The organism is Kitasatospora sp. NPDC048298, assembly GCF_043201465.1.
GTDB lineage: Bacteria > Actinomycetota > Actinomycetes > Streptomycetales > Streptomycetaceae > Kitasatospora.
The window spans coordinates 1-26,757 of record NZ_JBICYZ010000006.1; the positions used below are offsets into that span (position 1 = coordinate 1).

Consider the following 26,757-nt stretch of genomic DNA (forward strand, 5'->3'; position numbering starts at 1 on the left):
CGACATGCCGGTCTACTTCTGCGACCCGGCCAGCCCCTGGCAGCGCGGTTCCAACGAGAACACGAACGGCCTGCTGCGGCAGTACTTCCCCAAGGACACCGACCTCTCGGTCCACACGCCCGAACACCTGGCCGCTGTCGCCGACCAGCTCAACCGCCGCCCACGCAAAACGCTCGGCTGGGAAACCCCAGCCGAGCGCCTGGCTAAACTCCTCGCGGCCTAGACAACCGACCACGTGTTGCAACGACCACTAGAAACCACCTCGGGAGGCCGGGCCCTTCACCGTTTCGCGGCTCAGGCGAGCGAGGCCATCCAGGCCTCGACGTCCTCGGAGCTGCGGGGCAGGCCGGCCGAGAGGTTCTCGTTGCCGTCGGCGGTGACCAGGATGTCGTCCTCGATCCGGACGCCGATGCCGCGGTACTCCTCCGGCACGGTCAGGTCGTCCTGCTGGAAGTACAGGCCCGGCTCGACGGTCAGCACCATGCCCGGGACCAGCAGCGCGTCGACGTGCTCCTCGCGGCGCGAGTGGGCGCAGTCGTGGACGTCCAGGCCGAGCATGTGGCCGGTGCCGTGCAGGGTCCAGCGGCGCTGGAGACCGAGCTCCAGGACCTTCTCGACGTCGTACACCGAGGCGTCCAGCAGGCCCCAGGCGAGCAGCCGCTCGGCGAGGACCCGCTGCGAGGCCTCGTGGAAGTCGCGGAAGCGGGCGCCGGGCTTCACCGCGGCGATGCCGGCCTCCTGGGCGTCGTACACGGCGTCGTAGATCCGGCGCTGCAGCTCGGTGAAGCGGCCGTTGATCGGCAGGCTGCGGGTGACGTCGGCGGTGTAGAGGGTGCTGGTCTCCACGCCCGCGTCCAGCAGCAGCAGCTCGCCGGGGCGCACGTCGCCGTCGTTGCGCACCCAGTGCAGGGTGGTGGCGTGCGGGCCGGCCGCGGCGATGGTGCCGTAGCCGACGTCGTTGCCCTCGACCCGGGCGCGGCGCCAGAAGGTGCCCTCGATCCAGCGCTCCGAGGTGGCGACGGCCTGGCCCAGCTCGCGGACCACGTCGGTGAAGCCCTTGACGGTGGCGTCGCAGGCGGCGCGCAGCTCGCCGATCTCCCACTCGTCCTTGACCAGCCGCAGGCCGCTCAGGAACTCCTTGAACTCGGCGTCCTTGTCGGCGTCCAGGGCGTCGGCCAGCGCGGCCTCCAGGCCGGCGTCGTAGCCGCGGACGATCCGGGTCGGCACGGCGGAGTCCGCGGCCTTCGCGGCCAGCTCCTCGGCGGCCTGGCGCACGTCCCGGGCGGGCAGGCCGAGCAGCTGCTCCTGCTCGCTCAGGCTGTGCCGGCGGCCGACCCACAGCTCGCCGTAGCCGTCCAGCCAGAACTCGCCGTTCTCGCGGTTCGAGCGGGGCAGCAGGTAGAGCGCGAACTCGTGGCCGGTCGCTCCGGTCGGCTCGCCGACCAGCACCGCGTCCTCGGTCTGGTCGCCGGTGAGGTGGACGTACTCGCTGGAGGCGCGGAACGCGTAGTCGGTGTCGTTGGAGCGGACCCGCAGGTTGCCCGCCGGGACGACCAGGCGCTCGCCGGGGTAGGCGGCGGACAGCGCGGCGCGGCGCTCGGTCGCGTACGGGGCCTGGGCGACCGGGACGAGGCCGTGCAGCTCGGTGTCGGCCCAGCCGGACTTCATCGAGGCGGCAAGCTCGTCGGAGATCTCGCCGTAGAGACCGTTCTTGCGGCCCTTGACCTGCTCGGGCTCCTCGCCGCCCTCGGCCTCGGGGTTCTCGGCCACCGCGGGGGTACGGTCCTCGGTCACGTGCAACGCCTCCTTGGGGGGTGGTACCGCCGCCCGTCGGGGGAGGTGTCGGATCGCGACACGCGCGGGCGGCCGTGCGTCCATGGTACGGACGTGCGGCCGCCCGTCCTCCCCCAGCCTTCGGCCGGGGGGACCCCCAGGGCCCGAACTGTTCCTCTCCTACTCGAAGCGGGCCGCCAGCAGCATCAGGTCGTCGGTGGCCGTGCCCGGGGTCTCCCGGTCCGGGCAGACCGCCAGCAGGTGGGCGCAGAGCCGGTCCGGGTCGATCCGCACGTCGCGCGGGGCGTCGGCGGCGGCCCGGCGCAGGTTGGCCTGCCCGGCGTGCAGGGTCGGCCCGCAGCGGCGGGCCAGGCCCTCGGTGTAGAGCAGCAGGGTGTCGCCGCGCTCGGCGGTGAACTCCACCCCGGGCGCCTCCCAGCAGGTCAGCATGCCGAGCGGGGCGGAGAGCGAGGTCTCGACGAACTCGGCGCCGTGCCGGCCGACCAGGACCGGCGGGCAGTGCCCGGCGCCGGCCAGGGTGATCCGGCGCTCCTCGGGCTCGACCCAGGCGTAGACGGCGGTCGCGGTGCGGGTCGGCTCGGTGGTCTTGAGCAGCAGTTCCAGGTCCCCCAGGACGGAGACCGGGTCCTCGCCCTCCAGCACCGCGTACGCCCGCAGCGCGGCCCGGACCCGGCCCATCGCGGCGGCCGCGCCGGGGGCGGAGCCGGGGCCCGCCCCGGGGCCGTCGCCGGAGACGGATCCGACGGTGAGGCCGATGGTGCCGTCGGGCAGCGGGATCGCGTCGTACCAGTCGCTGCCGCAGGAGCGCTCCAGCCCGGCGGGGACCAGCCGGGCGGCCAGCCGCAGCCCGGCGGCCTGGGGGAGCCGGTCCGGCAGCAGTCCGCGGCGCAGCGCCTCGGTGGTGCGCGAGATCCGGTCCGACTCCAGCTGCTTGGCGAGCAGCGGGGCGGCGATCTCGCAGTAGTGGCGGGCCAGTTCCCGCTGGCAGCCGGTCGGTTCGGCGGGCTCGTCGTAGAACCAGAGGGCGGCGGCGAGCGGGCCGTCCTCGTCGGTGGCGAGCGGCAGGCCGTAGGCGCCGCCGAGGCCGAGGTGGACGGCGAGTTCGCGCAGCCGGGCGCCGATGGCCGGGTCCTCGGCGAGGTCGCGGGAGTGCATGTGGGCGGGCCGGTCCAGTTCGCGCAGCAGCCGGGCCAGCAGGCTCTGCTCGGTCGGGACGGTCTCCAGGGCGCCGAGGCTGGCGCGGTCGAGGTTGAAGCCGACCGGCTGTCCGGGCCCGCCGCCGGGCCGCCTGGTGACCAGCATGCCGCGCCGGGCGCCGAGCAGGGCGGCGCCGGAGGCGAGGACGGTGTCCAGGGTGGCGGTCAGGCCGCGGGTGCGGGCCAGCCGCTCGGTGTGCTCGTGCAGGCTGGTGAAATCGGACAGGCGTCCGGCCAAACGGTCCTGCACCAGGGCGGACGGGGCCGTGCGGTCGTCCGCCGTGCCGTCCGGGGCGTCGACGGGGCCGGGCAGGTCCGGCAGGTCGAGGACGGTGAGCCCGCCTGCGCAGCCGGGTTCGCCCGGCTCGGCGGTCGTCGTCGACGGGACGGCCGTCGACGGGTGGGACTCGTTCATGCCGTCACTCCTGACGCGGTGCTACGTGCCATGCGAAACCCCCAGCTAAGGCCAATGTGGAGCGAGCACGGCCAAAGGGCGTGTTTCGCCTCGATTCGCTACTACTCGTCATTGATCGACAGCAATGCCACCACTTCTACACAGGCCATTCGGGGCATGTCCAGATCCAGGACGACGCGGTGGCCCGTTCCACAGCCGGCGCGACCCGGTCGGGGGGCGTGCGGGGGGCGTACGCGCGCCCGTGGAGCCCGCAGGCATGGAGCGGGCCGCGAGCGGGCAGAACCGGGAGGACGGACCCGGGCGGCCGTCCGGATCGTATGTCCGTGCCGCCCGAGAGCCGCTCTGGCCGGAACTCTCTCACTCGTACGGTGGAACCAAGCGCGCCCGGGCGGCGTCCATCCGGTCGCGTACGGGATTCTCGTTCCAAGGGCTGTGCCGGTGCGCGGCCCTTCATGTCGTGCTCCACACCTGCTCCACGTCGCAGCCGCGCCGTCCGCCCCGCCGCCCCGCCCCGCCCCGCGCCGCCCGGGGCCCGCCGCGGCGGCCCGCACGGAGGATCCCGACGGACGCCGGTGGAGCGGAGCGAACCGAGCGGTCAGGGAAAGGAACGAGCGCCATGCGTGAGAACCCGAAGAGCCGGTCGGAGGAGCGTTCCGCCCGGTTGGCCGCGGCCCTGGCGGCCGCCGTCGACCACCGCTGGCCCGTGGTGCCGGGCACCGTGCTGTGCGACGGCCGCTGCTCCTGCGGCGACCCGGACTGCACCGTCCCCGGCGCCCACCCGCACGACCCCTCGCTGCTGGCCGCCACCACGGACGCCCGGATGGTGCGCTGGTGGTGGGAGCGGCGGTGCCCGGACGCGCCGGTGCTGGCCGCCACCGGCTGCACCGTCTCGGCGGTCAGCCTGCCCGCGGAGGCCGGAGCCCGGGCACTGGTCTACCTGAGCGCGCTGCGCCTGCCGCTCGGACCGGTGCTGGCGATGCCGGGCCGCTACGCGCTGCTGGTGGCTCCGTACTCGCTGGACGCGCTCGGCGACATGCTCGTCCAACTCCCTTGGGTGCCTGGGTCGTTGCGCTACCACGGGCCGGGCGGCTTCCTGCCGCTGCCGCCCGGAGGCGCGGCGGTGGGGGTCCCCCCGGCCGGAGGCTGGGGGAGGGTGCGCTGGGTGCTGGCTCCGCGGCCGGGCGCGGGCGGCGGGGTCTGGCTGCCGCAGGTCGGGCCGCTGCTGGGGGAGTTGGTGGAGGCGACGGTCCGACTGGACCGCGGACGCTCGGCCCACTGAGGGCGGGGCTCCGCGCGGGCGCTCCGTCGGGGTGATCCGTGCGGGCGCTCCGGAAAAACAAAAGATCCGACCGCTGGCGACGGGGGATGCACCAGCGGCCGGACTCTTTAGACAGTAACAAGGATCCGCGCTCGCGCCAATTTCCAAGACGCCCTCCACGCCCGGAAATTGCGCGTTCACCACGACAATGTGACGCGTATCACGCGGATCCCGCGCGCTTTAGTTCAGGGTGACCTGACGGTTCACCAGGTTCGCGCGGGCGCGCCGCTCCTCGGCGGTCAGCGGGGTCCCGTCGGCGAGTACGGAGGCGAGCCGCGCGGCGAACTCGGCGGCCGGCTTCTCGCAGTCGGCGGCGGTCATCTCGAGCGGGAGGTCCCACACCGGGACGGTCAGGCCGTGCGCGCGGAAGGAGCCGACCAGGCGGGTGTCCGGGCCGAGCGAGGCCTCGTCGGCCGCGTTCAGCCGGGCCAGCGCGTCCAGCAGCTGCTCCTCGGGCACGGTCATCACCCAGCGCAGGTGGTTCTTGTCCGGGGTGCCGCACCAGTAGGCGGAGTCCACGCCGGCGAGCTTCTCGGTCGGGATGGCCGAGGCGTTGGCGCGCTCCAGGGAGGCGGCGACCTCGCCGGTGGCGGCCTCGGCGTCCTCCAGCCAGAACTCGAAGCCGGTGTGCACGGCGGGCGTGAACGCGGCGGTGCTGTCCAGCAGGTCCTGCAGGCGGCGCCCGCCCGGGACGGTCCGGCGGGCCGGCACCGGGCTGCCCGGCTCGGTGGCCAGGGCCAGCTCCAGGGCGTCCGCGAGGTCGCGGCTGAGGTCGCCGGAGGAGGACTGGGTCTGCAGGCCGAGCAGGATCGAGCCGTCCTGGCGGCGCAGGGCCGGCCAGGCCAGCGGCAGCACGGTGGCGAGGGTCACCGACGGGACGTCACCGGTCGCGCCCTCGGTCACCCCGGCGGCCAGCGTCAGCGGCACCGTGGCGGCGGGCACCAGCTCGCGCAGCGCCACCCAGTCGGCCTCGCCGGGCAGGCCCTCGAACGGGCGGTGCACCAGCTCCTGCACCGCGTGCGAGGCCTCACGGCCGTGGCACGCCTTGTACCGGCGGCCCGAGCCGCAGGGGCAGTCCTCGCGGGCCCCGACCACGGGGATCTCGCCCGTGACGGCGGTGGTGGACTGGCGCTGCGGCGCCTTCTTGGCGGCCTTCTTGCCCATGCTGCGGCTCTCCCGGGAACGGTGGTCCTGTGTCCCGGGAAGCCTAACGACACATTCCCCGAGCCCGGCTCATGCGCTACGGGCATCGCCTCCGGTGCGCCGGGCGTGCCGGGCCCGGGCGGGCAGCGCCGCCCAGACCGTGACCTCGCCCGGGGCGTCGCGCACGCCCCAGTCGCTCGCCAGCTGGTCGACGATGCTCAGGCCGCGGCCGCCGCGCGAGGTCAGCGAGGGACTCGCGGGCAGCGGCCGGGTGGCCGCCCCGCCGTCCGTGACCTCCAGGGTGAGCACCCCGTCGGCGTGCATCTGCCAGTGGACCAGCACCCCGCCGCCCGGCTCGTCCGAGCCCTCGGCGGACTCCCGGCCGCCCGGCGCGGCGTGCGGCCCGGACGGGACACCGACCAGGACCTGCCCGAGCACCTCGGCCCGGGAGCCGCGCCCCAGCGCCGGCAGCGGGCCGAGCGGACGGGCGTACCGACAGGCGTTGCTCAACAGCTCGGAAAGGATCAGAACAGCATCATCGATGACCGGTTCCGGTATCTGCCGGTCACCCAGATCTCGACGCAGTCGGCGCCGTGCGACCCCGACACTCGCTGGGCCGTGCGGCACTGCCATGGTCGATGAAGTCGGCACTTCACGCGCCACCATCAACGCCACCCCCGGACCTCCTTCAGCGTATGCCGAGGGAGAGATGCCCCTTGGTAATGCGTCGGAAACGAGCACCGGACGATCCCGCCCGCCCATTTCGAGCGCGGCGACCGACGGTCGACATCAGGTCATTCCGTGCTCACCCTCTGTCGCCCGGATGCAAGAATTCCGGCAATTTCGCGCAAGGAAGGTTTGACTGCTGACCAGAAGCGATCGGATCTGACGGTATGGCTTTGGCCGGTCCTCGGTGCGTCGGCGGATCACCGGGGGATCACCGGGGCGATCACCGGGTGGATCACCGGGGGATCGCCCGACGATCAGCCGACGGTCAGCCGGCGATGATCCGGCCGTCAGCGGCCGAGCTGCGCCAGCACCTCCGCGGGCCGGTTGGTGATGATCGCGGACACCCCGAGCTCCAGGCAGAGCTCGACGTCGGCCGGCTCGTCCACCGTCCACACGTGCACCTCGTGCCCCAGCTCCCGCAGCCGGGTCACCAGCTGCGGGCGGGCCCGCACCAGTTCGATGCCCGGGCCGGCGATCCGCGCCCCGCCCGGCAGCGGCGAGCCCGCGCGCAGCCGGCCGAGCAGCGGCAGGGTCCGCTCGAACAGGAAGACCCGCCGGTACTGCGGTGCGGCGGCGCCCACCCGGTCCAGCGCGATCGAGGAGAAGCTCATGATCCGGGCGGACGGGCGGCCGCCGTCCCGGGTCGCGCCGATCTTGAACCGCTCCAGCGTCCGCAGCAGCTCGGCCTCCACCCGGCCGCGGAAGCGCACCGGGTGCTTGGTCTCGATCGCCAGGTCCACCGGGCGGCCGCACTCCACCACCAGCTCCAGCAGCCGCTCCAGCCGCAGCACGCCGCGCAGCTCGGGGTCGGTGCTGGGGCGGCCGGTCTTCCAGGCGCCGAAGTCGTACGCCTCCAGCTCGGCGAGGGTCATGGCCGAGACGGTGCCCCGGCCGTTCGAGACCCGGCCGATCCGGCGGTCGTGCACGCAGACCAGCGCGCCGTCGGCGGTGACCCGGACGTCGCACTCCAGCGCGTCCGCGCCCTCGTCGAGCGCGCGCCGGTAGGCCGCGAGGGTGTGCTCGGGCAGGGCGTGGGAGGAACCGCGGTGGGCGATCACCTGGACGGTCGGCACGGTGCGCGCCGCCGTCGAGGACAGGTCTGGGCTGGTCACAGGCCCAACGATAGGTGGCGGAAGTGAAGCGCGGACAAAGACGGCCCCAACCGGTGGGGCCGTCTTCGCCGTGCTCGGTCGTGCTCAGTCGTGTTCTGCCGTGTTCCGCCGGGCCTCGCCGGTTCGGTCAGGTCAGGTCCGGTGCGGTCAGGGCCGGGCGGCGCGGCGGCCGAGCGGGGTGAGCGCCCAGGTGACCAGGGCCGGCACCAGGAAGGCGAACAACGAGGCCGAGGTCCACTCCTGCGGGGTGAAGTGCAGCGCCTCCTGGGCGGAGGTCCAGAAGTCCGTCCACCAGTCGGCCACCTTGGTCGGCGCGATGAACTGGTAGACGGCGAAGCCCAGCGCCCACGGCAGCAGCATCAGCCAGCGGGACGGCGCGTCGGCGGAGAGGTTCCAGCCGCGCCGGCCGGCGCCGAGGAAGTAGTCCACCACGAGCACCGCCAGCAGCGGCACGAACACCGAGCCGATCAGGCCGAGGAAGCCGTAGTAGGTGTCGGTGAACTCGTCGATCTGCAGCGCCAGCACGGTGATCAGTACGCCGATCGCGCCGGAGAGCACCCGGCGGTCCACCTTCGGCAGCAGGTTCTGCACCGACATCGCGGTCGAGTACACGTTGGCGAAGGACTGGTCCGTCTCGCGCAGCACCAGCACCAGCAGGAACAGCCAGCCGGCCCAGACCCCGAGGAAGGAGTCGAAGATCCGGTTCGGGTCGCCGTCCGACTGCAGCAGCGCCATCAGGCCGAGCACGTAGCACCAGACCTGGGCGATCGTGTAGCCGGAGAAGCTGCCCCAGAACGCCGAGCGCGGTGTGCGCGAGTGCCGGGTGTAGTCGGCGGCCAGCGGGACGAAGGAGACCGACACCGCGATCATCGCGTCGGTGGCGCCCAGGAAGCCGTGCCAGTTGCCCGCGCCCGGGTCCGGCACGCCCTGGCGGCCCAGCTGGACGGTGAAGTACACCATCGCCACCGCGACCGCCCCGGCCACGAAGCGGCGCAGCACCGCGATCGAGCCCAGCGGCCAGATGGTCAGCACGGTGGTCAGCGCGCCGGCGAGCAGGACGAACAGCCAGCGGTAGCCGGTGGTGTGGGCGACGGTCTGGGCGCCCACCGAGATGGTCAGCAGCTCGAACACGCCCCAGCCGATGCACTGCACGATGTTCAGCACCGTCGGCAGGTACGACAGCCGGGTGCCGAACAGCCCGCGCAGGTTCGCCATCGCGGGGGCGCCGGTACGGGCGCCGATCAGCGAGGCCAGGCCGAGCATCGCGGTGCCGACGACCGTACCGACGGTGATCGCGGTCACCGCGGCGGCCAGCGACAGCTCGCTGCCGGGGGCGCCGAGCACGGTGGCGGCGGTGGAGAAGCCGATCAGGCTGACGCCCAGGTTCATCCAGAGCGCGAAGTGGTCCCGGAAGCGCAGCGTGCGCGGCGGCTCGGTGTCGAGCACCAGGGGCGCCTCGACGTGATCGGCCCGCTGGGGGCGGTCCAGGACGGCCGTGGCCGTGGACCCGGAGAAACCCTTGGACTCGGGCGCACCCGAAGAAGAGGATGGCGAAGCAGGCGGCATGGCCGATACTCCCTACGCCGGCATTACCCGGACAGGTTCCGGCGGTCAGCGCCCCCTCGAACGTCCGTCACTCGCGTGGCGTACGGTCGACATGCGCACTCTCAGCCTGGTGGGTCCAAGCTCCCGCGTGTCAGTTGTGAGCGACAGGCTAACCGGCACGGGGGCCAACACCCAAGGCCGAGGGCGTACGGTCCGCATCGCGGGACGTCCGGCGGGGGAGGGGAGCCTCGGCCGTCGGTACCGGTGTCGGTACCGGCTAAGGATTCTTATGAGTTCTTCAGAGGGGTCCTTACGGCAATCGAATCGTCAGTGCGAAAAACTATGGTCCTTGGTTCTGCCAGCTATGGAGGTCGTCCGTGAGCACCGAGCGCGAGGTTGGGCCCGCCGGGCCGCAGGGGGAGCAGCCCGCCGGCCAGGGGGCGGCCGAGACCGCTTCCGAAGGCCCCGCTCAGGGCGGGCACCAGCCGACCATGGCCTTCCGGCGGGTGCCGGGGCCGGAGGCGGGTGCCGCCGATGCCGCTGCCGTCGAGGCGGCGCCGCCCGTGGACGCCGTCCCGGCCGAGGGCGTTCCGGCCGAGGGGGTCCCGGCCGAGGGTGGGCACAAGCCCACCGTCGCCTTCACCAAGGTGCCGGCGCCGGAGGCCCCTGCCGCGCCTGCCGCGCCCGCCGCGTCCGTGGCGCCCGCCGCGCCCGTCGCGGAGGAGCCGGCCGTCGACCCGGCCACCGGCTACATCGACGCGCCGCCGCCGGTCCTGCCGCCCGCCCCGCCGTCCCCGGTCGCCGCGGCCCCCGCCGCAGCCGCGCCCGCCGCCCCGGCCCTGCCGCCGGCCGGCAACCCGTACGCCACCCCGACCCACGGCGTCCCCGCCGCCGGCGCTCACGAGGGCTTCGGCGCCGCTCCGGCCGCCGCCCCCGCCGCGCACGGCCACCACCCCTTCGGGGCCGGCCAGCCGCTCGGCGGCTGGGGCCCCACCCACGACTCCACCTCCGGCGGCGCCGGCTACCCCGGCGGCCCGGCCGGCCCGCTCGGCTACCCGGCGGACTACCCCGGTGGTCCTGGTGGTCCCGGCGGCCACGGTGGCCCGCGCAAGAAGCGCGGCGGCCTGGTCGCCCTGATCGCGGCCGTCGCGGTGGTCGCCGGCCTGGCCGGCGGCGCGCTCGGCGTGTCCGTCGCCGACGGGGTCGACCGCAACAGCTCCGCGAACGACCACCGCAGCACCACCGTCCAGGCCAGCGACACCCAGAAGAACGAGCCCGCCCCCGGCTCGATCGCCGCCATCGCGCAGAAGGCGCTGCCCAGCGTCGTCACCATCAAGGCGCAGGGCAACGGCGAGTCGGGCACCGGCACCGGCTTCGTCTTCGACACCGAGGGCCACATCCTCACCAACAACCACGTGGTCGCGCCGACCCTCAGCGGCGGCAAACTGACCGTCAAGTTCGCCGACGGCACCTCCTACAGCGCCTCGGTGCTGGGCCACGCCGAGGGCTACGACGTCGCCGTGGTCAAGATCGACAACCCGCCCAAGAGCAAGCTGGCCCCGCTGCCGCTGGCCGACTCCGACAAGGTCAACGTCGGCGACGCCACCGTCGCGATCGGCGCGCCGTACGGCCTGGAGTCCACCGTCACCAGCGGCATCATCAGCGCCAAGGACCGCCCGGTGGCCTCCGGCGACGACACCGGCTCGCAGGCCTCGTACATGAACGCCCTCCAGACCGACGCCTCGATCAACCCCGGCAACTCCGGCGGCCCGCTGCTGGACTCCGGCGGCGCGGTGATCGGCATCAACTCGGCGATCCAGTCCAACGCCTCCGCCAACGGCCGGGCCGGCAGCATCGGCCTGGGCTTCGCCATCCCGATCAACCAGGCCAAGTGGGTCGCGGACACCCTGATCAAGACCGGCAAGCCGGTCTACGCCAAGCTCGACGTGCTGCGCAACGACGACTACAAGGGCGACGGCGCGCAGATCCAGACCAAGGACATCCAGGGCCAGCCCGCCGTCACCCCCGGCGGCGCGGCCGACAAGGCCGGCCTCAAGCCGGGCGACGTCATCACCAAGCTCGGCGGCGTCCCGATCGAGAACGGCCCGGCCCTGGTCAGCCGGATCTGGACGCACAAGCCCGGCGAGACCGTCGACGTCGAGTACACCCGCAACGGCCAGACCCTCAACACCAAGGTCACCCTCGGCCAGCGCGAGGGCGACCAGTAACCCACGGCCCGCGCGGAAACGTGTGCACCGAACCCCTCCGGACCCGTTAGGCTGACCTCCGCCTGGAGAGCTGCCCGAGCGGCCTAAGGGAACAGTCTTGAAAACTGTCGTGCGGTGACCCCGTACCGTGGGTTCGAATCCCACGCTCTCCGCCGGTAGGAGAACCACCTGCTCAGGGCGGGTGCCGACATCGTTCGGCACCCGCCCTTCGCGTTCCCCGGGGGGTGGTGGGCGAGCGGGGTTGACCCTGACACGGTGGTAGGGGATGGAGTGGTCGCACCATGTTGAACATCGGAGACTTCGCCAGCCACGGCCGGGTGTCGGTACGGATGCTGCGCCACTACGACGCGATCGGACTGCTGCGGCCCGCCCGGGTGGACCCGGTCAGCGGGTACCGCTTCTACGAGGCATCCCAACTCGCCCGGCTCAACCGGGTGATCGCGCTCAAGGAGCTCGGCTTCACGCTGCAGCAGGTACGGGCCGTCCTGGACGAGCGGGTGGACCCGGCCGAACTGCGCGGGATGCTGCGGTTGCGGCGGGCCCAGCTCGCCGAGGCGATCGCGGCCGACGAGCTGCGGCTGGCCCGGGTGGAGGCGAGGCTCCGGACGATCGAGAGTGAGGGGACCATGTCCGCACACGATGTCGTGGTGAAGCCGGTGCCGTCCGTCCGGGTGGCCCAACTGAGTGGTGTGGCCGCGAGTTACGAGCCGGAGGACATCGGACCGGTGATCGGGCCGCTGTTCGGCGAGCTGTGCGGGCGGCTGGCCGAGGCCGGGATCGAGGCGACCGGTCCTTCCGTCGCCCACTACCAGGACGCACCGGAGGGCAACGGCGCGGTGCTGGTCCTGGTGGGCATCCCGGTCGGTTCGTCGGTGCGGCCGGGCGCGCACGACTTCGAGGTGCTCGACCTGCCGCCGATCGAGGAGGCGGCGACCATCGTGCACCGCGGCTCGATGGACGAGGTGCTGGGCAGCAGCCAGGAACTCGCCCGCTTCATCGAGCAGAACGGCTACCGCTCGGCCGGCTACGCCCGGGAGCTGTACCTGGAGTGCCCGGAGGACCAGGCGGGGTGGGTCACCGAGCTCCAGGAGCCGGTGGTCCGCCGGTAGTTCGTCGGTCGTCCGCCGGTGGCGGCGCCCTCGGCGTGCTTGCCCTCGACCTGGTCGAGGGGCCTAGCGTCGCCCGGCATGACCACCACCACCGGCGCACCGGCCCCGGTCGCGCTGCCCCGTCCGTACCTGTTCTGGCTGGCCGGGGTCCAGGCCGGACTGCTGGGCGACGCCGCGCTGTACTTCGCCCTCGGCTGGGCCGCCTCCGCGCACGGCGGCGGCGCGGCCGGGCTGGTCCTGACCGCGATCACGGTGCCGCGCACCGTGCTGGTCCTGCTGGGCGGCGCGGTCGCCGACCGGTTCGGCGCCCGCCGGGTGATGCTCGTCGGGGACACGGTGATGCTGGTCGCGACCGGCGCGCTGGCGCTGGTGGCGGCCGACCGGGGCACGCCGCTGTGGCTGCTGGTCGCGGCGGCGGCCGTGATCGGGACGGTCGACGCCTTCCACCTCCCGGCGAGCGGCTCGATGCCGCGCCGCCTGGTGCCCGCCGACCGGCTGCCCCGGGCGCTCGCCCTGCGGCAGGCCGGCGGGCAGAGCGCCGTCCTGCTCGGGGCACCGCTGGGCGGCCTGCTGGTCGCGGCCGGCGGGCTGTCCGGTGCGGCGCTGGCGGACGCGGCGAGCTTCGGGATCGTGCTGCTGGTCCTGCTGCGGGTACGCCCCCGGGAGGAGGAGCCGTCCGGCCCGCGGGAGGGACTGCTGCGCGAGGCGGCGTCCGGAGTCCGGCTCGCCCTGGCCGACCCGCTGCTGCGGGCCGCGCTGCTGCTCACCGGCGCGGCGGCCGGGGCGCTACTGCCGGTGGTGTCGCTGCTCGGCCCGCTGCTCGCCCGGGCCCACGGCTGGGCGGCCGGGACGGCGGGACTGGTGAGCGCCGGGCAGGCGGCCGGGGTGCTCGCGGTGGCCGGCCTGGTCGCCCGGCGGGGCGGGCTGCCCCGGGCCGGTGTGGGGGCGGCGGCCGGGCTCTGTACGGCCTCGGCGGGGACCGCGCTGCTGGCGTTGGCCGGGGAACCGGCGGTGGCGGTGGCCGGCAGTGCGGTGGCGGGCCTCGGCGCGGGGCTCTTCGCCTGCCACCTCGGCCCGCTGGTGCTGACCGGCGCGCCGCACAGCCACCTCTCACGGGTCCAGGCGCTGCTGACGCTCGTGCAGAGCCTGGCCCTGGTGCTCGCGAACGCCCTGCTGGGGCTGCTCACGGACGCGGCGGGCGCCACCCTGCCCACCCTGCTCTGTGCCCTCGCCACCGCCACCGCGGGCCTCACCGCCCTGGCCACCCCGGCCCTCCGCCGGGCCTGAGTCGCCCGGCCTCCGCCCGCCGTCCGGCGCCCTTCCACCTCCCCGCCCGTCTCCGGGCCCGCTTGCCCGCCCCTTTCCACCTCCCCACCCGCTTCCGGGCCCGCTTGCCCGCCCCTTCCCACTCCCCACCCGTCTCCGGGCGTACTTGCCGGGCCCCCGCCGTCCGGGCAGAGTGCGGAGGTGGAGGCGGCCGGACGGCGAGTGGAGGCGGCGATGAGTGATCTGACGGACCGACTGGCGCAGGCTCTCCCGGACGGGGCCGTCGTGGTGGACCCGGACGTGACCGCCGCGTACCGCCACGACATGGCGGCCTTCTGCGCGGCCGGGCAGCCCGCGGTGGTGGTGTTCCCGGAGACGGTCGAGCAGGTGCAGCACGTGCTGCGCACCGCGACCGAGCTGCGCGTCCCCGTGGTGCCCCAGGGCGCCCGGACCGGGCTGTCGGGGGCGGCGAACGCGGTGGACGGCTGCATCGTGCTGTCGCTGGTGAAGCTGAACCGGATCCTGGAGATCGACCCGGTGAACCGGATCGCGGTGGTCGAGCCCGGTGTGGTGAACGCCGAACTCTCCCGAGCCGTCGAGGAGTTGGGCCTCTCGTATCCGCCGGATCCGTCCAGCTGGGAGTCCTGCACGATCGGCGGCAACATCGGTACCGGTGCGGGCGGGCTCTGCTGCGTGAAGTACGGCGTCACCAGCGAGTACGTGCTCGGGCTGGATGTGGTGCTGGCGGACGGGCGGCTGCTGTCCACCGGTCGCCGGACCGCGAAGGGCGTGGCCGGCTACGACCTGACCAGGCTGTTCGTCGGTTCGGAGGGGACGCTCGGAGTGGTGGTCCGGGCGGTGCTGGCGCTGCGGCCGGCGCCGGCTCCCCAGCTGGCGCTGGCGGCGGAGTTCCCGAGCGCGCGGACGGCCGGGGCGGCGGTCTGCGAGGTGATGGCGCGCGGTCTGACCCCGTCGCTGATGGAGCTGATGGACGCGGTCTCGGTGCGGGCCGTCAACGAGTTGGGGCGGATGGGTCTGCCGGAGTCCACCCAGGCGCTGCTGCTGGTGGCCTTCGACGGGCCGGACCGGGTGGCGGAGCTGGCCCGGGTCGCGCGGCTGTGCCGGGAGGCCGGGGCGACCGAGGTGGTGCCGGCCGAGGACCAGGCGGAGTCCGACCTGCTGCTGGCCGCCCGGCGGATGGCGCTGCCCGCGCTGGACCGGCTGGGCACCACGATGATCGACGACGTGGCCGTGCCGCGCTCCCGGCTGGCAGAGCTGCTGGACGGCGTCGCGGTGATCGCCGAGCGGCACGGACTGACCATCGGCGTGGTCAGTCACGCCGGGGACGGCAACACCCACCCGATCGTCATCTTCGACGCCTCGGACGAGGAGCAGGCGGCCCGCGCCCAGCGCTCCTTCGACGAGATCATGGCTCTCGGGCTGGAGCTGGGCGGCACGATCACCGGGGAGCACGGGGTGGGGCTGCTGAAGCGGGACTGGCTGGCGCGTGAGCTGGGCCCGGTGGCGCTGGACCTGCAGCGGCAGCTGAAGGCGGTCTTCGATCCGCTGGGAATCCTGAATCCCGGCAAGATGATCTGATTTCCAACGGCACATCACCGCTGGGCGGACCCTCAGCGCCCACCTTCCCGCTGTCGAAGTGCGACTTTCCGACGGACTGCAAATTGCCGGAAAAGTCGACATGGGAGGGTGACCGAACTTTTCAGGGGCGCGTTCATGGTTCGCATGCGCCGGGGTGGTGCGCTCGGCGGGCCGCGTGACGGCGTTGCGCCGCCCTCCCGGGCGTCTCGGTCGACGGCCGTCCGGGCGAAGTTCCCAGCTCGGGCGGGGTGTGTCGCCACCTGGATCGCTTTCCGAGCCGTTATGCGCGGCGGCACGGATATCACGCGAACGGGCGAAATCCGCCGCATGAGCTAGCGCTTTGTCGATTTGTTGCGGAAGTCTGTCTTCCGGCGCCGCAGTTCGCAGGTGTTCGTCTCGCTGACGAACCTTGCACACCTTGATCGACCACTGCCCGATGAACGGCTTCCCGGAGGCACCCATGGCACGCGTCCACACCCGTCGAAAAACCGGGCTGCTCCTGGCCGGGCCACTCGCGGCCGGCCTGCTGCTGGCCGGTGCCGGTGCTGCCGTCGCCGACGAGGGAGCGGGCGCCGATTCCGGTTCCGACACCGGGGTGGTCTCCAACACGGGCACCGGCAACGTGTTCGGCGGGGTCGACGGCAACTACGTCTCCACCCAGCAGACCGCCACCGGTTCCGGTGCCTCGAACCAGGACAACACCGTCGCCGTGAAGGACAACGCGGGCACCGTGCAGGGTGGCCAGGGCAACAAGGACGTCACCGTCGTCGTCGCCCCGACCTTCAACTGACCGACCGCACGGCCGAGTGACGGCACCGGGCACCACGGAAGGCGGGGGCGCCTGACGTGGGCGGACGCGGGTGAGCTGAGCAGCCGCGAACGGGACCGGATCGGAACGGCCGGAACGGACACCGAGGAGCCGGCGCTTCACGGACACCGAGGAGCTGACGCTTCACACCAGAGGGAACAGCGCATTCGACCGGCCCGCGGAAAGGGTCACCGCGAAACCGGTCTCGTGGGCGGTGCCGCCATCGGCACCGCCCACGAGCGCGTCCGGCGCCGGCGCGCTCGCCGTCCGCCCCCGGATCTCCCCGTCCGGGCACCCGTGAAGGGCCCCGAAACACCCCGCTGACCGGCCCGGATCCGTTCATCGAGGGCCCGCGCCCGGAGCCGTCGGTGTACGGCGGTACGGTTGCGCTCCGACAGCGCACCCATGTGCCCGGCCCGGAAGGCCCGGCCCGGCCGGGGTGGCGACCGCGGCAATCGGAAGGAAGGGCGCGCGATGGCGGCGGAGGAGGAGGGCCTGACCGGCCCGGACGGGGCCAGGCCTGCGGCGGAGCCCGGAGCGGACCCCGCTGAGGCGCGCCCGGAGCCGTCGGCCGAGCCGGTCCACGAGCACCGGTCCGCCCCCAGGTCCGTCCCCGAACTGCTGCTCGGCCGCCCGCCGATGGCCCGCCCGCTGCCGTCCTTCGACCACGAGGCCGCCCCCGCCGAGCCGGGCCCGCTGTTCGTGGACTGGCTCGAAACCGCGCTGCACGCCGGTGTGCTGGACCCGCAGGCCTTCACCCTCTCGACCGTCGACGCCGACGGCATGCCGGACGCCCGGGTGCTGGTGCTGCGCGACGTCGACGCGGCCGGCACCGGCTGGAACTTCTCCGCGGACGCCGACAGCGTCAAGGGCCGCCAGCTCGCCGCCCACCCGGCCGCCGCGCTGACCGTCTACTGGCCGCAGCTGGGCCGCCAGGTCCGGGTGCGCGGCACCGTCGAGCGGGCCGCCGACCTGGTCGCCGCCGCCGAGTTCGCCACCCGCTCGCCCGCTGCCCGGGTCGTCTCGCTGGTCGGGCGGCAGAGCGAGCCGCTGGGCTCTCTCGACGAGTACGACGAGGCGGTGGCGGTCGCCCGTCGCCGACTGGAGACGCACCCGGACGCGGTGGCGCCCGGGCACGCGGTCTACACCCTGTGGGCGCACGAGGTGGAGTTCTGGCAGGGCGACAGCCAGCGCCGCCACGTCCGACTGCGCTACATCCGCATCGGCCCGGTCAGCTCCGCGGAGTGGTCGCGCACCCTGCTCTGGCCGTAGGCCGCGCACGGCCCCGCGCGGCCTACGCAGGTACCCGCGGGGCTACCGCCGCCCGGTCAGTGTGGCGCCCACGCTGGCCGCGACCACGCAGCCGATCCCGGCCAGCTGCGGCGCGCCCAGCAGCTGGCCCAGCACCACCAGCCCGACCAGTGCGCTGACCGCCGGCTCCAGGCTGACCAGCACGCTGAACACCCGCTGCGGCATCCGTCGCAGCGCGGTCATCTCCAGCGCGTACGGGATCACCGGCAGCAGCAGCGACACCCCGGCCACGGCGGCGAGCAGCGCCGGAGCCGAGGCCCCGGGGGCGGTCAGCCCGTGCCAGGCCTGGCCGAGCCCGAACGGCGCCAGCGTCAGCGCGCCGACCGTCATCGACACCGCGAGGCCCTGGAACCCCTGGAAGGTCGCGCCGACCTTGTCGGTGAACAGGATGTACGCGGAGTAGCAGGCGGCCGCCCCGAAGGCGTACAGCAGGCCGACCGGGTCGAGCGACCCGCCGCCGTCCCCCTCGCCGAGCAGGGTCAGCAGCACCACGCCCGCGGCCGCGAGCAGCGCCCAGAGCAGGTGGCTGGCGCGCCGGGCGAAGACCAGGGCGACCGCGAGCGGGCCGAGGAACTCGATGGTCGCGGCGGTGCCCATCGGCAGCCGGTCGATGGCCCCGGCGAACAGGAAGGTCATCCCGGCCGAGGCCATGCCGAGCAGTGCGGCCGCGGCGAGGTCGCGCGGGCGCTTGTCGCGCAGCTTCGGCCGGGTGACGGCGAGCAGGATGACGGCGGCGAAGCCGAGCCGCAGGAAGGTCGTGCCGCTGACCCCGAGCGGGCCGAACAGCGGCTTGGACAGCGCGATGCCGGTCTGCACCAGGAACATCGCGGCCAGACAGAGAAGCGGCGCCGGGATCCGCTCCGGGCGCCGCAGGACCTTGCCGAACCGGCCGGGGGATCGGCCGGCGTGGGTTCCGGGTGGCGCCGCGGGGCCGGACGCCCCACCTCGTCGCCAGCTTCCCCGCTCGCCGGCAGGCTCGCCCTTGGGGGCGGGCGGCATGGCAAGGGCCTCGGCGACGGCGGCGGCCGACGACGAGGCGGCGGGGGTTTCGCTGGTATGGGAGGTGGGCATGTTTGTGAGTTTGCCGTAAGGAGTGATGAACGGGCAAGCTCGTTACAAAAATCGGGACGGATCCGGACGGGTGCGTCCGAAAGGGCGGACTCCCGAGGGCGCCGCGGCGTGGCTGCCGCAGCAGTCCGACGGTCCGTCAGTATCAAGGCGGGGTGCGCCATCTCCGCCCCGCAGCCCTCCTCGCCGCCGCCCTCGTGCTCCTGCTGGCCACCGACGGGACGGGCGTGAACGCCGAAGCCGCCGCCCGGACCGCCGTCGCCGCGCCCCGCATCCGGGCCGTCACACTGCCCGACCGGTCCGGCCCGCCCCGGATCCGCGACACCTGGAACGGCCCCGCCTTCGACGCCTGCACCGCACCACCGCTCGACACCCTGAAGGCCTGGCGCGACGCCTCCCCGTACGGGGCGCTCGGCATCTACACCAGCGGCTCCCAGCGCGGCTGCACCCAGCCCCGGCTCACCGCCGAGTGGGTGCGCCAGGCGCGGACGATGGGCTGGCGGTTCCTGCCGGTGCACGTCGGGCTGCAGGCTCCGTGCGCCGACCCGGGCCACAAGCCCAAGCGGATCGACCCGGTGAACGCCGTCGAGCAGGGCCAGGAGGAGGCGGGCGAGGCCGTTCTGGCCCTGCGCGCGCTCGGGCTCGCCCCGGGCAGCCCGGTCTACCTGGACATCGAGGCCTACCCGCCGCGCGACCCGGTCTGCAGCCAGGCGGTGGTCGACTTCACCCTCGGCTGGACCGCCGGCCTGCACGCCGCCGGCTACGGCTCCGGCTTCTACTCCAGCCTCGACTCCGGCATCGCGGACCTCGCCGCCGCCGCCCGGGCCGGCAGCTTCCCGCTGCCCGACGCGCTCTGGTACGCCCGCTGGGACGGCAAGGCCGACACCGACGGCTCCGGCGGCCTCGCCCCCGACCTCTGGAGCTCCCACCAGCGCGTCCACCAGTACAACGGCAACGTCGAGGAGACCTTCGGCGGCGCCACCCTCACCGTCGACCGCGACCTCGTGGACGGCCCGACCGCCCTCTGAGACCCGCGGATAGGGTGGCCCCCGATCGAGCACGGGGGGAACGGTATGACGAACGGCCAGGGGTACGGCGGCACCGGCGGACACGGCGCGCCACCGCCGCCGCAGTACCCGTACGGGCAGGCGTCGTACCAGCAGAACCCGTACGCGCAGAGCCCGCCCCCGCAGAACCCGTACGCGCAGCCGGTGCCGCCGTCGCAGCCGTACCCGCCCCAGCAGCCGTACCCGTCGCAGCAGTCGCACGCGTCCGCCCCGCCGAGGCCCGCGAGCGGGCTTCCCGGCGGCTTCCCCGGCCCCGCGCCGCGCCGCAGCCGCGCGGCGGTGCTGACCCAGTTCCTCCTCCAGTGGATCTACGCACCGCTCTGGATCCTCGGCCTGGTGCTCCTCTTCGTCCTCCTGATCTTCGCCGACAACGTCGGCGGCGGGTCCGGCCCCAGCTCCGACGGCTGGCTGAAGGTCAACCGCAGCTTCCTCCCGCCGCGCCGGCTGCGGGCCGAGCTCACCGGCCGCCCGGAGGACTGGGAGCGCTACGTCGCCCCGATCCTGGCGCGCCGGATCGCCGCCGCCGAGGCGGCGTACGCGGCCGGCGACGGCGAGGTGCAGGCGGACCTCGGCCGGGTCGTGCGGGTCGGGCTCGCGCTGCGGCTCTACCGCGGCCTCGGCGCGGCCGGCGTGGTGCGGCTCGCCGAGCGGCACGGCTGGCACGGCGTGGCGGCCGGGACCGACGCCGGGCACGTCCGGCTCGCCCGCCACTTCCCCGCCCCGGCCGTCCTGAACGCCCCCACCCCGCAGGACCCGCCCGCCGCCCCCGGCACCCCGTGGGGTCCGCAGCCGGTCCGCTTCGCGCCGCTGCTGCCGTTCGTCTTCCTGCTCCAGATCGTCTACGTCCCGGTGTACGGCCTGCTCACCTGCTGGGTGAGCCGCCCCGAGCCCGACTACTGGGACCGCTGGGGCGCCCGCTGGACCGTCGGCCCGCGCGCCTTCCGCGCCGAGTTCACCAACAGCCCCGCCGCCTGGGACCGCCACATCCGCCGCATCCTCGACCGCGACACCAAGCGCATCAGCACCGCCGCCCGCACCCCCAGCGGCCCCCGAGTGGACCGCGTCCACCTCAAGCGCGCCACCTACCGCGGCGCCGGCGCCCACCGGGCCCTGCGCCTCGCCGCCGAACAGGGCTGGACCCTCGACCCCGCCTACACCCCCGACCCCGCCAACTCCCTCCACCTCGCCCGCCCCTGACCCACCCTGACCCACCCGAGAGGGGCCGGGGCGGAACCGGGACGAATCCGTGATCCGTGCAACGGGGTCGGGATACTGACAGCGGGGGGTGGGGGCGGCACAATCGGGCACGTCCGCGCGCATTACCGCCCGGTAGGTGCCGCAGGCGCTGCCGCCAGTGCCGCCAGGTCAAGGAGGACCCGTGTTCAGCACGATGCAGGACGTTCCGCTCACCGTCGCCCGAATCCTGGAGCACGGGGCCACCATCCACGGCCGCTCGACCGTGACCACCTGGGACGGCACCGGGCCGGTCGTCCGCAGCTACGCCGAGGTGGGTGCCCGCGCCGCGCAGCTCGCCTGGGCGCTGCGCGACGAGCTGGGGGTGACCGCCGACGACCGGGTCGCCACCCTGATGTGGAACAACGCCGAGCACCTGGAGGCGTACCTCGCCGTCCCCGCGATGGGGTCCGTGCTGCACACGCTGAACCTGCGACTGCCCTCCCAGCAGCTGTCGTTCATCGTCAACCACGCCGCCGACCGCGTGATCGTCGTCAACGGCACCGTCCTGCCGCTGCTCGCCGCCGTCCTCCAGGACCTCGCGCCGACCCTCAAGCACATCGTGGTGAGCGGCCCCGGCGACCGCTCGGTGCTGGCCGGCTTCGCGGGCGGCGTGCACGACTACGAGGAGCTGATCGCCGGCCGCCCCACCGAGTACCCGTGGCAGCACGACATCGACGAGCGGCAGGCCGCGGTGCTCTGCTACACCTCCGGCACCACCGGGGACCCGAAGGGCGTGCTCTACAGCCACCGCTCGGTCTACCTGCACTGCCTCCAGGTCAACACCGGTGACAACTTCGCCTTCACCCCGCGCGACACCGCGCTGCCGGTGGTGCCGATGTTCCACGTCCAGGCCTGGGGCATCCCGCACGCGGCCTTCATGTCCGGCGCCAACCTGCTCATGCCGGATCGTTTCCTCCAGCCCAAGCCGATGGCCGAGATGATCGCCGCCGTCCGCCCGACCGTCAGCGCCGCCGTCCCCACCATCTGGGCCGGCCTGCTGGACGAGCTCGACGCGGGCGACTACGACACCTCCAGCCTGCGCATGGTGGTCATCGGCGGCAGCGCCTGCCCGCCCTCCCTGATGAAGGCCTACGAGGAGCGGCACGGCATCCGGGTGCTGCACGCCTGGGGCATGACCGAGACCTCCCCGCTCGGCTGCTTCGCCCAGCCGCCGGGCGGCCTCACCCCCGAGGAGGAGTGGCCGTACCGGGTCACCCAGGGCATCTTCCCGGCCTCCGTCGAGGCCCGGCTGATCGGCCCGGGCGGCGAGCGGATGCCGCACGACGGCGTCTCGGCGGGAGAGTTGGAGGTGCGCGGCCCGTGGATCGCCGGGGCGTACTACGGCGGCGCCGGCCAGGACCCGGTCCGCCCGGAGGACAAGTTCTCCGAGGACGGCTGGCTGCGCACCGGCGACGTCGGCACCATCACCGCCGACGGCTACCTGACCCTCACCGACCGGGCCAAGGACGTCATCAAGTCCGGCGGCGAGTGGATCTCGTCCGTCGAGCTGGAGAACGCCCTGATGGCCCACCCCGACGTGGCCGAGGCCGCCGTGGTCGCCGTCCCGGACGAGAAGTGGGGCGAGCGCCCGCTGGCCACCGTGGTGCTGCGCCCGGGCGCGACCGTCGGGCTGAAGGAGCTGCGGGCCTTCCTGGGCGAGCGGATCGCCTCCTGGCAGCTGCCGGAGCGCTGGTCGATCGTGGAGTCGGTGCCGAAGACCTCGGTCGGCAAGTTCGACAAGAAGGTGATCCGGGCCAGCTACGCGGCCGAGGAGCTGGACGTCACGCTGCTCGGCAAGGAGTGACCGGCGAGGAGTGACCGCCCGGTGGCGATCGGCGCGGAGCTCCCGGTGGAAGGGCCGGCCGTCCCCGTACCGAACGGGGGCGGCCGGCCCTTTCCACGTGCCGAGGAGTCGAGTCAGCCCGCGGCGGCGACGCCCGCCTCGCCCATCGCGCCGATCCGCCCGAGCAGGTCGACGATCCGGGACTGGACGTCCTCGCTGGTCGAGCGCTCGGCGAGGAACAGCACCGTCTCGCCGGTGCGCAGCCGGGGCAGTTCGCGCGGGTCGAGGTCCACCGAGGTGTAGACCACCAGCGGGGTGCGGTGCAGCCGGTCGTTGGCGCGCAGCCAGTCCAGCAGGCCGACCCGGCGGCGGCGGATCTGCAGCAGGTCCATCACCACCAGGTTGGGCTGCACGCTGCTGGCCCGGGCGACCGCGTCGTTCTCGTCCACCGCGTGTTCGACGTGCATGCCGCGCCGCTCCAGGCTGCCGATCATGGCGGCGGCGATGTCCGGGTCGCCCTCGACCAGCAGCACCCGCGGGGCGTGGTGCTCGCCGTCGCGCGGCGCGAGGGCGCGCAGCAGGACGGCCGGGTCGGCCCCGTACGCGGCGTCCCGGGTGGCCTGGCCGAGGCCGGCGGTGACCAGCACCGGGACCCTGCGGTTGAGCGCCGCGGTGCGCAGCGACTGGAGCGCGGTGCGGGTGATCGGGCCGGTCAGCGGGTCGACGAAGAGGGCGGCGGGGAAGCCGGCGACCTGCGCGTCCACCTCCTCGCGGGAGCTGACGATCACCGGCAGGTAGCCGCGGGCCTGGAGGGCCTGCTTGGTGGCCGGGTCGGGCTCGGGCCAGACCAGCAGCCGGCGGGTGTTGGCCAGCTCGCCGGTCGGGGCCGACGGCTGTCCGGCGGCGGGCCGTTCGTCGGCGGGCGGGAGCTCGGCCATCGGGCGCGGCGCGGTCCGGGCGGCGTCGGCGGGGACGGGCGGCTGCGGCGCGGCGGCGGGCAGCGGCGCGGGGCCGAGCTGGCGCGGCGGGGCGAGCTCGCCCAGGCCGGTGCCGACCGGGCGCGGTCCGGACGGCTCCTCGACGGCGGCGGGCAGCGCGGCGCGGGCGGGCGCCAGCGCGGTGCCGGGGGAGGGCTGTGCCTGGCCGACCGGACCGGCCGGACCGGAGGCGTTCACCAGCGCGTCCGGTCCCGGCCCCGGCGGGACGGCCAGCCGGCGGCGGCGCCCGGTCGGGGCGGTGGCCGCCGGTTCGGGCAGCACGGGCGGGGGGCCGGCCGGCAGGGCGTGCTCCAGGCCGGGGTAGACCGGGGTCTCGGGTGCTCCGGGCAGGGCGAAGCCGCCGGGGGCCTCGTCGGCCGAGGGCAGTGCGCGCCGGCGCCGGTGCTTGGTCTCGCCCGGGGAGAGCTCCTGGGCGGCCTCGTCGGTCGGGGTGCCGCCGGTCGGGGTGCCGCCGGGCGGGGTGCCGTCGGGGGCGGCGGGCGTGGGCGCCGGGCCGAGCGCGAGCGGCTCGCGTCCGCCGGGGCGGTTCGGCTGCGCCCGGTGGCCCTCGACGGGTACGGCGTAGGCGGGGCCGGAGCGGCCGTCGTCCTTGCCCCACGGGTCGCTCTGGGCACCGTCCGGGCCGGCCAGGCCCTGGCGGCCGTACGCGGGGTCGTTGCCGGTGCCGTTCCACTGCTCGGGGACGGCCCGCTCGACCCGCGCGGGGGCGTTCGGCCACTGGTCGGCCGGAACGTCGGGGGTGCCGGGGGCCGGGGTCTCGGCGGCCGGTCGGCCACGGCGGCCGCGCCGCTCGGCGGGGGCCTCCTCGGCGGGGTCCCGCTCCGCGTCGGGAGCCGCGGGGGCTGCGGGGGCCGCGGCGGCTCCCGCGTCCTCGGGGTCGGGCCGCTCGCCGGCCGGCGCGGGCTCGGCGGTGTCGGCGGCCTCGCCGCTGCTGGGCAGCTGCGGGATGCCCGGAAGCTCGGGCAGGACGGCGCTGTCGCTCTCCTTGGGCCGGTCGGAGCGGCCTTCGGCGCCGGCGCGCTCGGCGGCGGCCTTGGCGGCGGCCGGGTCCAGCGGCAGCTCGACGACGTACGTGGTGCCGGCCTTGCCGGGCAGCTCGTGCGGCTGGAGCACACCGCCGTGGCGCTCGACCACCGCCCGGGCTATCGGCAGGTGGACGGGGCTGCCGCCGACGCCGGGGCCGCGGATCTCGACCCGGGCGACCTCACCGCGCTGGGCGGCGGCCAGGACGACGGTCGGCGGCTCGGGGGCGGGCGACAGCGCGGGCGCGGCGCCGTTCAGCCCGGGCACGGCCAGACCGGGGGAGGGGGCGTCGGGGGTGTCCAGCGCCAGCCCGACGCCGCTGACGTCGGCGACCAGGTGGGCCAGCGCCTGCGCCAGCCGCCGCTCGTCGGCGATCACCTCGACCGCGGCGGCGTGCACCGAGAACCGGACCCGACCGGGGCCGACCAGTTCGCCGGCCTCCTCGACGGCCCGGCGGACCACCTTGTCCAGGCCCACCGGCACCCGGGGCGCGGCCTTCCGCCCGCCCTTGCCGTCCTTCGCGTCCTTGGCGTCCTTGCCAGCCTTGGACTCCTTGCCGTCCTTGGCCTCGGCGGCGCCGCTCTCGCCGGCCTCGCCGGCCTCGCAGCGCTGGTGGTCGAGGACCCCGTCGATCAGCTTCCCGAACCGGCGGCACTCGGCGGCCAGCCGGCGCAGCGTCCAGTTGGCCTCCGGCCAGAGCTGGCCGGCCGGGTCGGCGGCGAGCGCGTCGAGCCGCTGGTTCAGCGCGTTCAGCGCGCCGCCCAGCTCGCTCTCCAGGACGGCGGTGAGGTGCTCGTTGCGGGCGACCAGGGCGAGTTCGCGGCTGCGGTCGGTGAAGGTCATCACCGCGCCGACCAGCTGGTCGCCGTCCCGGACCGGGGCGGTGGTGAGGTCGACGGTGACCGGCCGGCCGTCCTTGCGCCACAGCACGGTGCCGCGCACCCGGTGCTTGCGCCCGGAGGTCAGGGTGTCCAGCAGCGCCGACTCCTCCAGCGCCAGCGGGGTGCCGTCGGCCCGGGAGTGCTGGATCAGCGGGTGCAGCTCGCGCCCGCCCAGCTCGCTCGCCCGGTACTCCAGGATGTGCGCCGCGGCCGGGTTGACCAGCACGCAGCGGCCTTCGAGGTCCACGCCGAGCACGCCCTCGGCGGCGGCGCGCAGGATCATCTCGGTCTGCTTGTGCTGGCGGCGCAGCTCGGCCTCGACACCGAGCCGGCCGGAGAGGTCGCGGACCAGCAGCAGGAGCAGGTCGGAGGAGGAGGGCGAGTTCTCGCGGTACGAGTCGTACGGGGAGCGCGCGTAGCCGCGGCCGTCGCCGTCGTCGGCGAAGTCGTTGCCGGAGACCTCGACCGGGAAGGTGGTGCCGTCGGTGCGGTGGGCGGTCATCCGGACGGGGCGGTCGAGGGCCTCTCCGTCGCGGGTGGCCGGGCGCATCGAGCCGGGGATCCGGCTGGGGTCGAACTCGGGCAGCAGACCCAGCACGCCCATGCCGACCAGCGAGGTGCCCGGTGCCTGCAACGCCTGGACCGCCGCGCTGTTGGCGTCCACGACGGTGCCGTTGCTGTTCACCAGCAGCAGCGCGTCGGGCAGGGCGTCGAGTATGGCGGCGAGGCGAGCAGCGCCTCGGATCGGCCTGCTGCTCACGTCGACAGGTCTCCTCGGCTCGGGGCAGCTCCTCCGGAGACGGCAGTATCTCATTCTTCTTTGCGGCGGGGACGACCCGCCTAGTAACGTTGGCAGCGGTTGGTGCCAAGGCCCACGGTTGTGGCATCATCACTGACACACGGAACGGTTCCGCTCGCGCGGAGACGCTCCTTGTGGGGAGGCTTCGCCTAGTCCGGTCTATGGCGCCGCACTGCTAATGCGGTTTCGGGGTTATTCCTGATCGAGGGTTCAAATCCCTCAGCCTCCGCCAGTCGGGAGCCCCCGTCGACGATCTCGTCGGCGGGGGCTCTTCGCGTTCCCGGGTACGGACCAGGGGTGGCCCGGGGCGGGTTCGGGGCGGGTTCGGA

At 74.6% G+C, this 26,757-nt stretch carries 19 protein-coding genes, 2 tRNA genes and 1 riboswitch; of the genes, 13 read left to right on the top strand and 8 right to left on the bottom strand.

Going from position 1 to position 26,757, the window contains the following annotated elements; genetic code table 11:
* Positions 1 to 223 (top strand): IS30 family transposase (locus tag ACGF0D_RS06930; RefSeq protein ID WP_392914212.1); only part of this gene is annotated, 223 nt, incomplete at its 5' end.
* Between the two features lie 71 nt (positions 224 to 294).
* Here ACGF0D_RS06930 and ACGF0D_RS06935 read toward each other — a convergent pair.
* The gene (locus ACGF0D_RS06935; RefSeq protein ID WP_392914213.1) at positions 295 to 1,794 is read right to left on the bottom strand and encodes an aminopeptidase P family protein; all 1,500 of its coding nucleotides are present in this window, start codon (positions 1,792 to 1,794) and stop codon (positions 295 to 297) included.
* A gap of 159 nt (positions 1,795 to 1,953) precedes the next feature.
* Positions 1,954 to 3,405 carry a PP2C family protein-serine/threonine phosphatase gene (locus tag ACGF0D_RS06940; protein WP_392868483.1) on the bottom strand — a complete coding sequence of 484 codons (1,452 nt, stop codon included), beginning with the start codon at positions 3,403 to 3,405 and terminating at the stop codon, positions 1,954 to 1,956.
* Between the two features lie 616 nt (positions 3,406 to 4,021).
* On the opposite strand from ACGF0D_RS06940, the gene ACGF0D_RS06945 reads away from it, so the two are divergent.
* Positions 4,022 to 4,684: a bifunctional DNA primase/polymerase gene (locus ACGF0D_RS06945; protein ID WP_392868481.1), complete on the top strand. Its 663-nt coding sequence runs from the start codon at positions 4,022 to 4,024 to the stop codon at positions 4,682 to 4,684.
* A 219-nt stretch (positions 4,685 to 4,903) separates the two neighbouring features.
* Here the strand turns inward: ACGF0D_RS06945 and ACGF0D_RS06950 are convergent, their stop codons facing one another.
* The 4 genes from ACGF0D_RS06950 to ACGF0D_RS06965 form a co-directional block, all read right to left on the bottom strand.
* Entirely contained in the window at positions 4,904 to 5,887 is a 984-nt protein-coding gene (locus ACGF0D_RS06950) for a DUF5926 family protein (protein ID WP_392868479.1), read from the bottom strand.
* Positions 5,888 to 5,956: 69 nt separating this feature from the next.
* Positions 5,957 to 6,532, bottom strand: coding sequence for an ATP-binding protein (locus ACGF0D_RS06955; protein ID WP_392868781.1), 576 nt, complete (start codon positions 6,530 to 6,532; stop codon positions 5,957 to 5,959).
* 350 nt (positions 6,533 to 6,882) lie between these two features.
* Complete coding sequence (locus ACGF0D_RS06960; RefSeq protein WP_392868477.1) at positions 6,883 to 7,707, bottom strand: glycerophosphodiester phosphodiesterase; 825 nt, start codon at positions 7,705 to 7,707, stop codon at positions 6,883 to 6,885.
* Between the two features lie 147 nt (positions 7,708 to 7,854).
* The gene (locus ACGF0D_RS06965) at positions 7,855 to 9,273 is read right to left on the bottom strand and encodes a purine-cytosine permease family protein (protein ID WP_392914214.1); all 1,419 of its coding nucleotides are present in this window, start codon (positions 9,271 to 9,273) and stop codon (positions 7,855 to 7,857) included.
* Positions 9,266 to 9,410, bottom strand: a riboswitch (TPP riboswitch). It overlaps the preceding gene by 8 nt.
* A 219-nt stretch (positions 9,411 to 9,629) precedes the next feature.
* Here ACGF0D_RS06965 and ACGF0D_RS06970 point away from each other — a divergent pair.
* From ACGF0D_RS06970 to ACGF0D_RS07000, 7 genes are all read left to right on the top strand, one after another.
* Positions 9,630 to 11,480 (top strand): S1C family serine protease, encoded by a 1,851-nt coding sequence (locus ACGF0D_RS06970; protein ID WP_392914215.1) that lies wholly within the window; start codon positions 9,630 to 9,632, stop codon positions 11,478 to 11,480.
* A 64-nt stretch (positions 11,481 to 11,544) separates the two neighbouring features.
* Positions 11,545 to 11,632, top strand: a tRNA-Ser gene (locus tag ACGF0D_RS06975).
* Positions 11,633 to 11,761: 129 nt separating this feature from the next.
* Positions 11,762 to 12,589: a MerR family transcriptional regulator gene (locus ACGF0D_RS06980; protein WP_392868471.1), complete on the top strand. Its 828-nt coding sequence runs from the start codon at positions 11,762 to 11,764 to the stop codon at positions 12,587 to 12,589.
* Between the two features lie 78 nt (positions 12,590 to 12,667).
* Positions 12,668 to 13,876: an MFS transporter gene (locus ACGF0D_RS06985; protein WP_392914216.1), complete on the top strand. Its 1,209-nt coding sequence runs from the start codon at positions 12,668 to 12,670 to the stop codon at positions 13,874 to 13,876.
* A gap of 213 nt (positions 13,877 to 14,089) precedes the next feature.
* Positions 14,090 to 15,454 carry an FAD-binding oxidoreductase gene (locus ACGF0D_RS06990; RefSeq protein ID WP_392914217.1) on the top strand — a complete coding sequence of 455 codons (1,365 nt, stop codon included), beginning with the start codon at positions 14,090 to 14,092 and terminating at the stop codon, positions 15,452 to 15,454.
* A 460-nt stretch (positions 15,455 to 15,914) separates the two neighbouring features.
* Positions 15,915 to 16,244: a hypothetical protein gene (locus ACGF0D_RS06995; protein WP_392914218.1), complete on the top strand. Its 330-nt coding sequence runs from the start codon at positions 15,915 to 15,917 to the stop codon at positions 16,242 to 16,244.
* 492 nt (positions 16,245 to 16,736) lie between these two features.
* On the top strand, positions 16,737 to 17,534 hold the full coding sequence (locus tag ACGF0D_RS07000; RefSeq protein ID WP_392914219.1) for a pyridoxal 5'-phosphate synthase: 798 nt from the start codon (positions 16,737 to 16,739) through the stop codon (positions 17,532 to 17,534).
* A gap of 42 nt (positions 17,535 to 17,576) precedes the next feature.
* Here ACGF0D_RS07000 and ACGF0D_RS07005 read toward each other — a convergent pair whose 3' ends face one another.
* A complete protein-coding gene (locus ACGF0D_RS07005; RefSeq protein ID WP_392914220.1) occupies positions 17,577 to 18,644 on the bottom strand; it encodes a DMT family transporter in 1,068 nt (355 codons plus the stop codon).
* Between the two features lie 152 nt (positions 18,645 to 18,796).
* On the opposite strand from ACGF0D_RS07005, the gene ACGF0D_RS07010 reads away from it, so the two are divergent.
* The 3 genes from ACGF0D_RS07010 to ACGF0D_RS07020 all read left to right on the top strand — a co-directional run bounded on the left by ACGF0D_RS07010 (position 18,797) and on the right by ACGF0D_RS07020 (position 22,748).
* Positions 18,797 to 19,669 carry a DUF1906 domain-containing protein gene (locus ACGF0D_RS07010; RefSeq protein WP_392914221.1) on the top strand — a complete coding sequence of 291 codons (873 nt, stop codon included), beginning with the start codon at positions 18,797 to 18,799 and terminating at the stop codon, positions 19,667 to 19,669.
* 45 nt (positions 19,670 to 19,714) lie between these two features.
* Positions 19,715 to 20,905 carry a hypothetical protein gene (locus ACGF0D_RS07015; RefSeq protein ID WP_392914222.1) on the top strand — a complete coding sequence of 397 codons (1,191 nt, stop codon included), beginning with the start codon at positions 19,715 to 19,717 and terminating at the stop codon, positions 20,903 to 20,905.
* 181 nt (positions 20,906 to 21,086) lie between these two features.
* On the top strand, positions 21,087 to 22,748 hold the full coding sequence (locus tag ACGF0D_RS07020) for a long-chain fatty acid--CoA ligase (RefSeq protein ID WP_392914223.1): 1,662 nt from the start codon (positions 21,087 to 21,089) through the stop codon (positions 22,746 to 22,748).
* A 113-nt stretch (positions 22,749 to 22,861) separates the two neighbouring features.
* Here ACGF0D_RS07020 and ACGF0D_RS07025 read toward each other — a convergent pair whose 3' ends face one another.
* Positions 22,862 to 26,389 (bottom strand): PAS domain-containing protein, encoded by a 3,528-nt coding sequence (locus ACGF0D_RS07025; protein ID WP_392914224.1) that lies wholly within the window; start codon positions 26,387 to 26,389, stop codon positions 22,862 to 22,864.
* Positions 26,390 to 26,566: 177 nt separating this feature from the next.
* Between ACGF0D_RS07025 and ACGF0D_RS07030 the strand changes: the two genes are divergently transcribed.
* Positions 26,567 to 26,660, top strand: a tRNA-Ser gene (locus ACGF0D_RS07030).
* Positions 26,661 to 26,757 lie beyond the last annotated feature (97 nt).

Excerpts from the sequence above, each read along its gene's own strand:
- ACGF0D_RS06940 (WP_392868483.1), bottom strand. The coding sequence starts at position 3,405 with ATGAACGAGTCCCACCCGTCGACGGCCGTCCCGTCGACGACGACCGCC.
- ACGF0D_RS06945 (WP_392868481.1), top strand. The coding sequence starts at position 4,022 with ATGCGTGAGAACCCGAAGAGCCGGTCGGAGGAGCGTTCCGCCCGGTTG.
- ACGF0D_RS06950 (WP_392868479.1), bottom strand. The coding sequence starts at position 5,887 with ATGGGCAAGAAGGCCGCCAAGAAGGCGCCGCAGCGCCAGTCCACCACC.
- ACGF0D_RS06955 (WP_392868781.1), bottom strand. The coding sequence starts at position 6,532 with ATGGTGGCGCGTGAAGTGCCGACTTCATCGACCATGGCAGTGCCGCAC.
- ACGF0D_RS06965 (WP_392914214.1), bottom strand. The coding sequence starts at position 9,273 with ATGCCGCCTGCTTCGCCATCCTCTTCTTCGGGTGCGCCCGAGTCCAAG.
- ACGF0D_RS06980 (WP_392868471.1), top strand. The coding sequence starts at position 11,762 with ATGTTGAACATCGGAGACTTCGCCAGCCACGGCCGGGTGTCGGTACGG.
- ACGF0D_RS06985 (WP_392914216.1), top strand. The coding sequence starts at position 12,668 with ATGACCACCACCACCGGCGCACCGGCCCCGGTCGCGCTGCCCCGTCCG.
- ACGF0D_RS06990 (WP_392914217.1), top strand. The coding sequence starts at position 14,090 with ATGAGTGATCTGACGGACCGACTGGCGCAGGCTCTCCCGGACGGGGCC.
- ACGF0D_RS06995 (WP_392914218.1), top strand. The coding sequence starts at position 15,915 with ATGGCACGCGTCCACACCCGTCGAAAAACCGGGCTGCTCCTGGCCGGG.
- ACGF0D_RS07000 (WP_392914219.1), top strand. The coding sequence starts at position 16,737 with ATGGCGGCGGAGGAGGAGGGCCTGACCGGCCCGGACGGGGCCAGGCCT.
- ACGF0D_RS07005 (WP_392914220.1), bottom strand. The coding sequence starts at position 18,644 with ATGCCCACCTCCCATACCAGCGAAACCCCCGCCGCCTCGTCGTCGGCC.
- ACGF0D_RS07015 (WP_392914222.1), top strand. The coding sequence starts at position 19,715 with ATGACGAACGGCCAGGGGTACGGCGGCACCGGCGGACACGGCGCGCCA.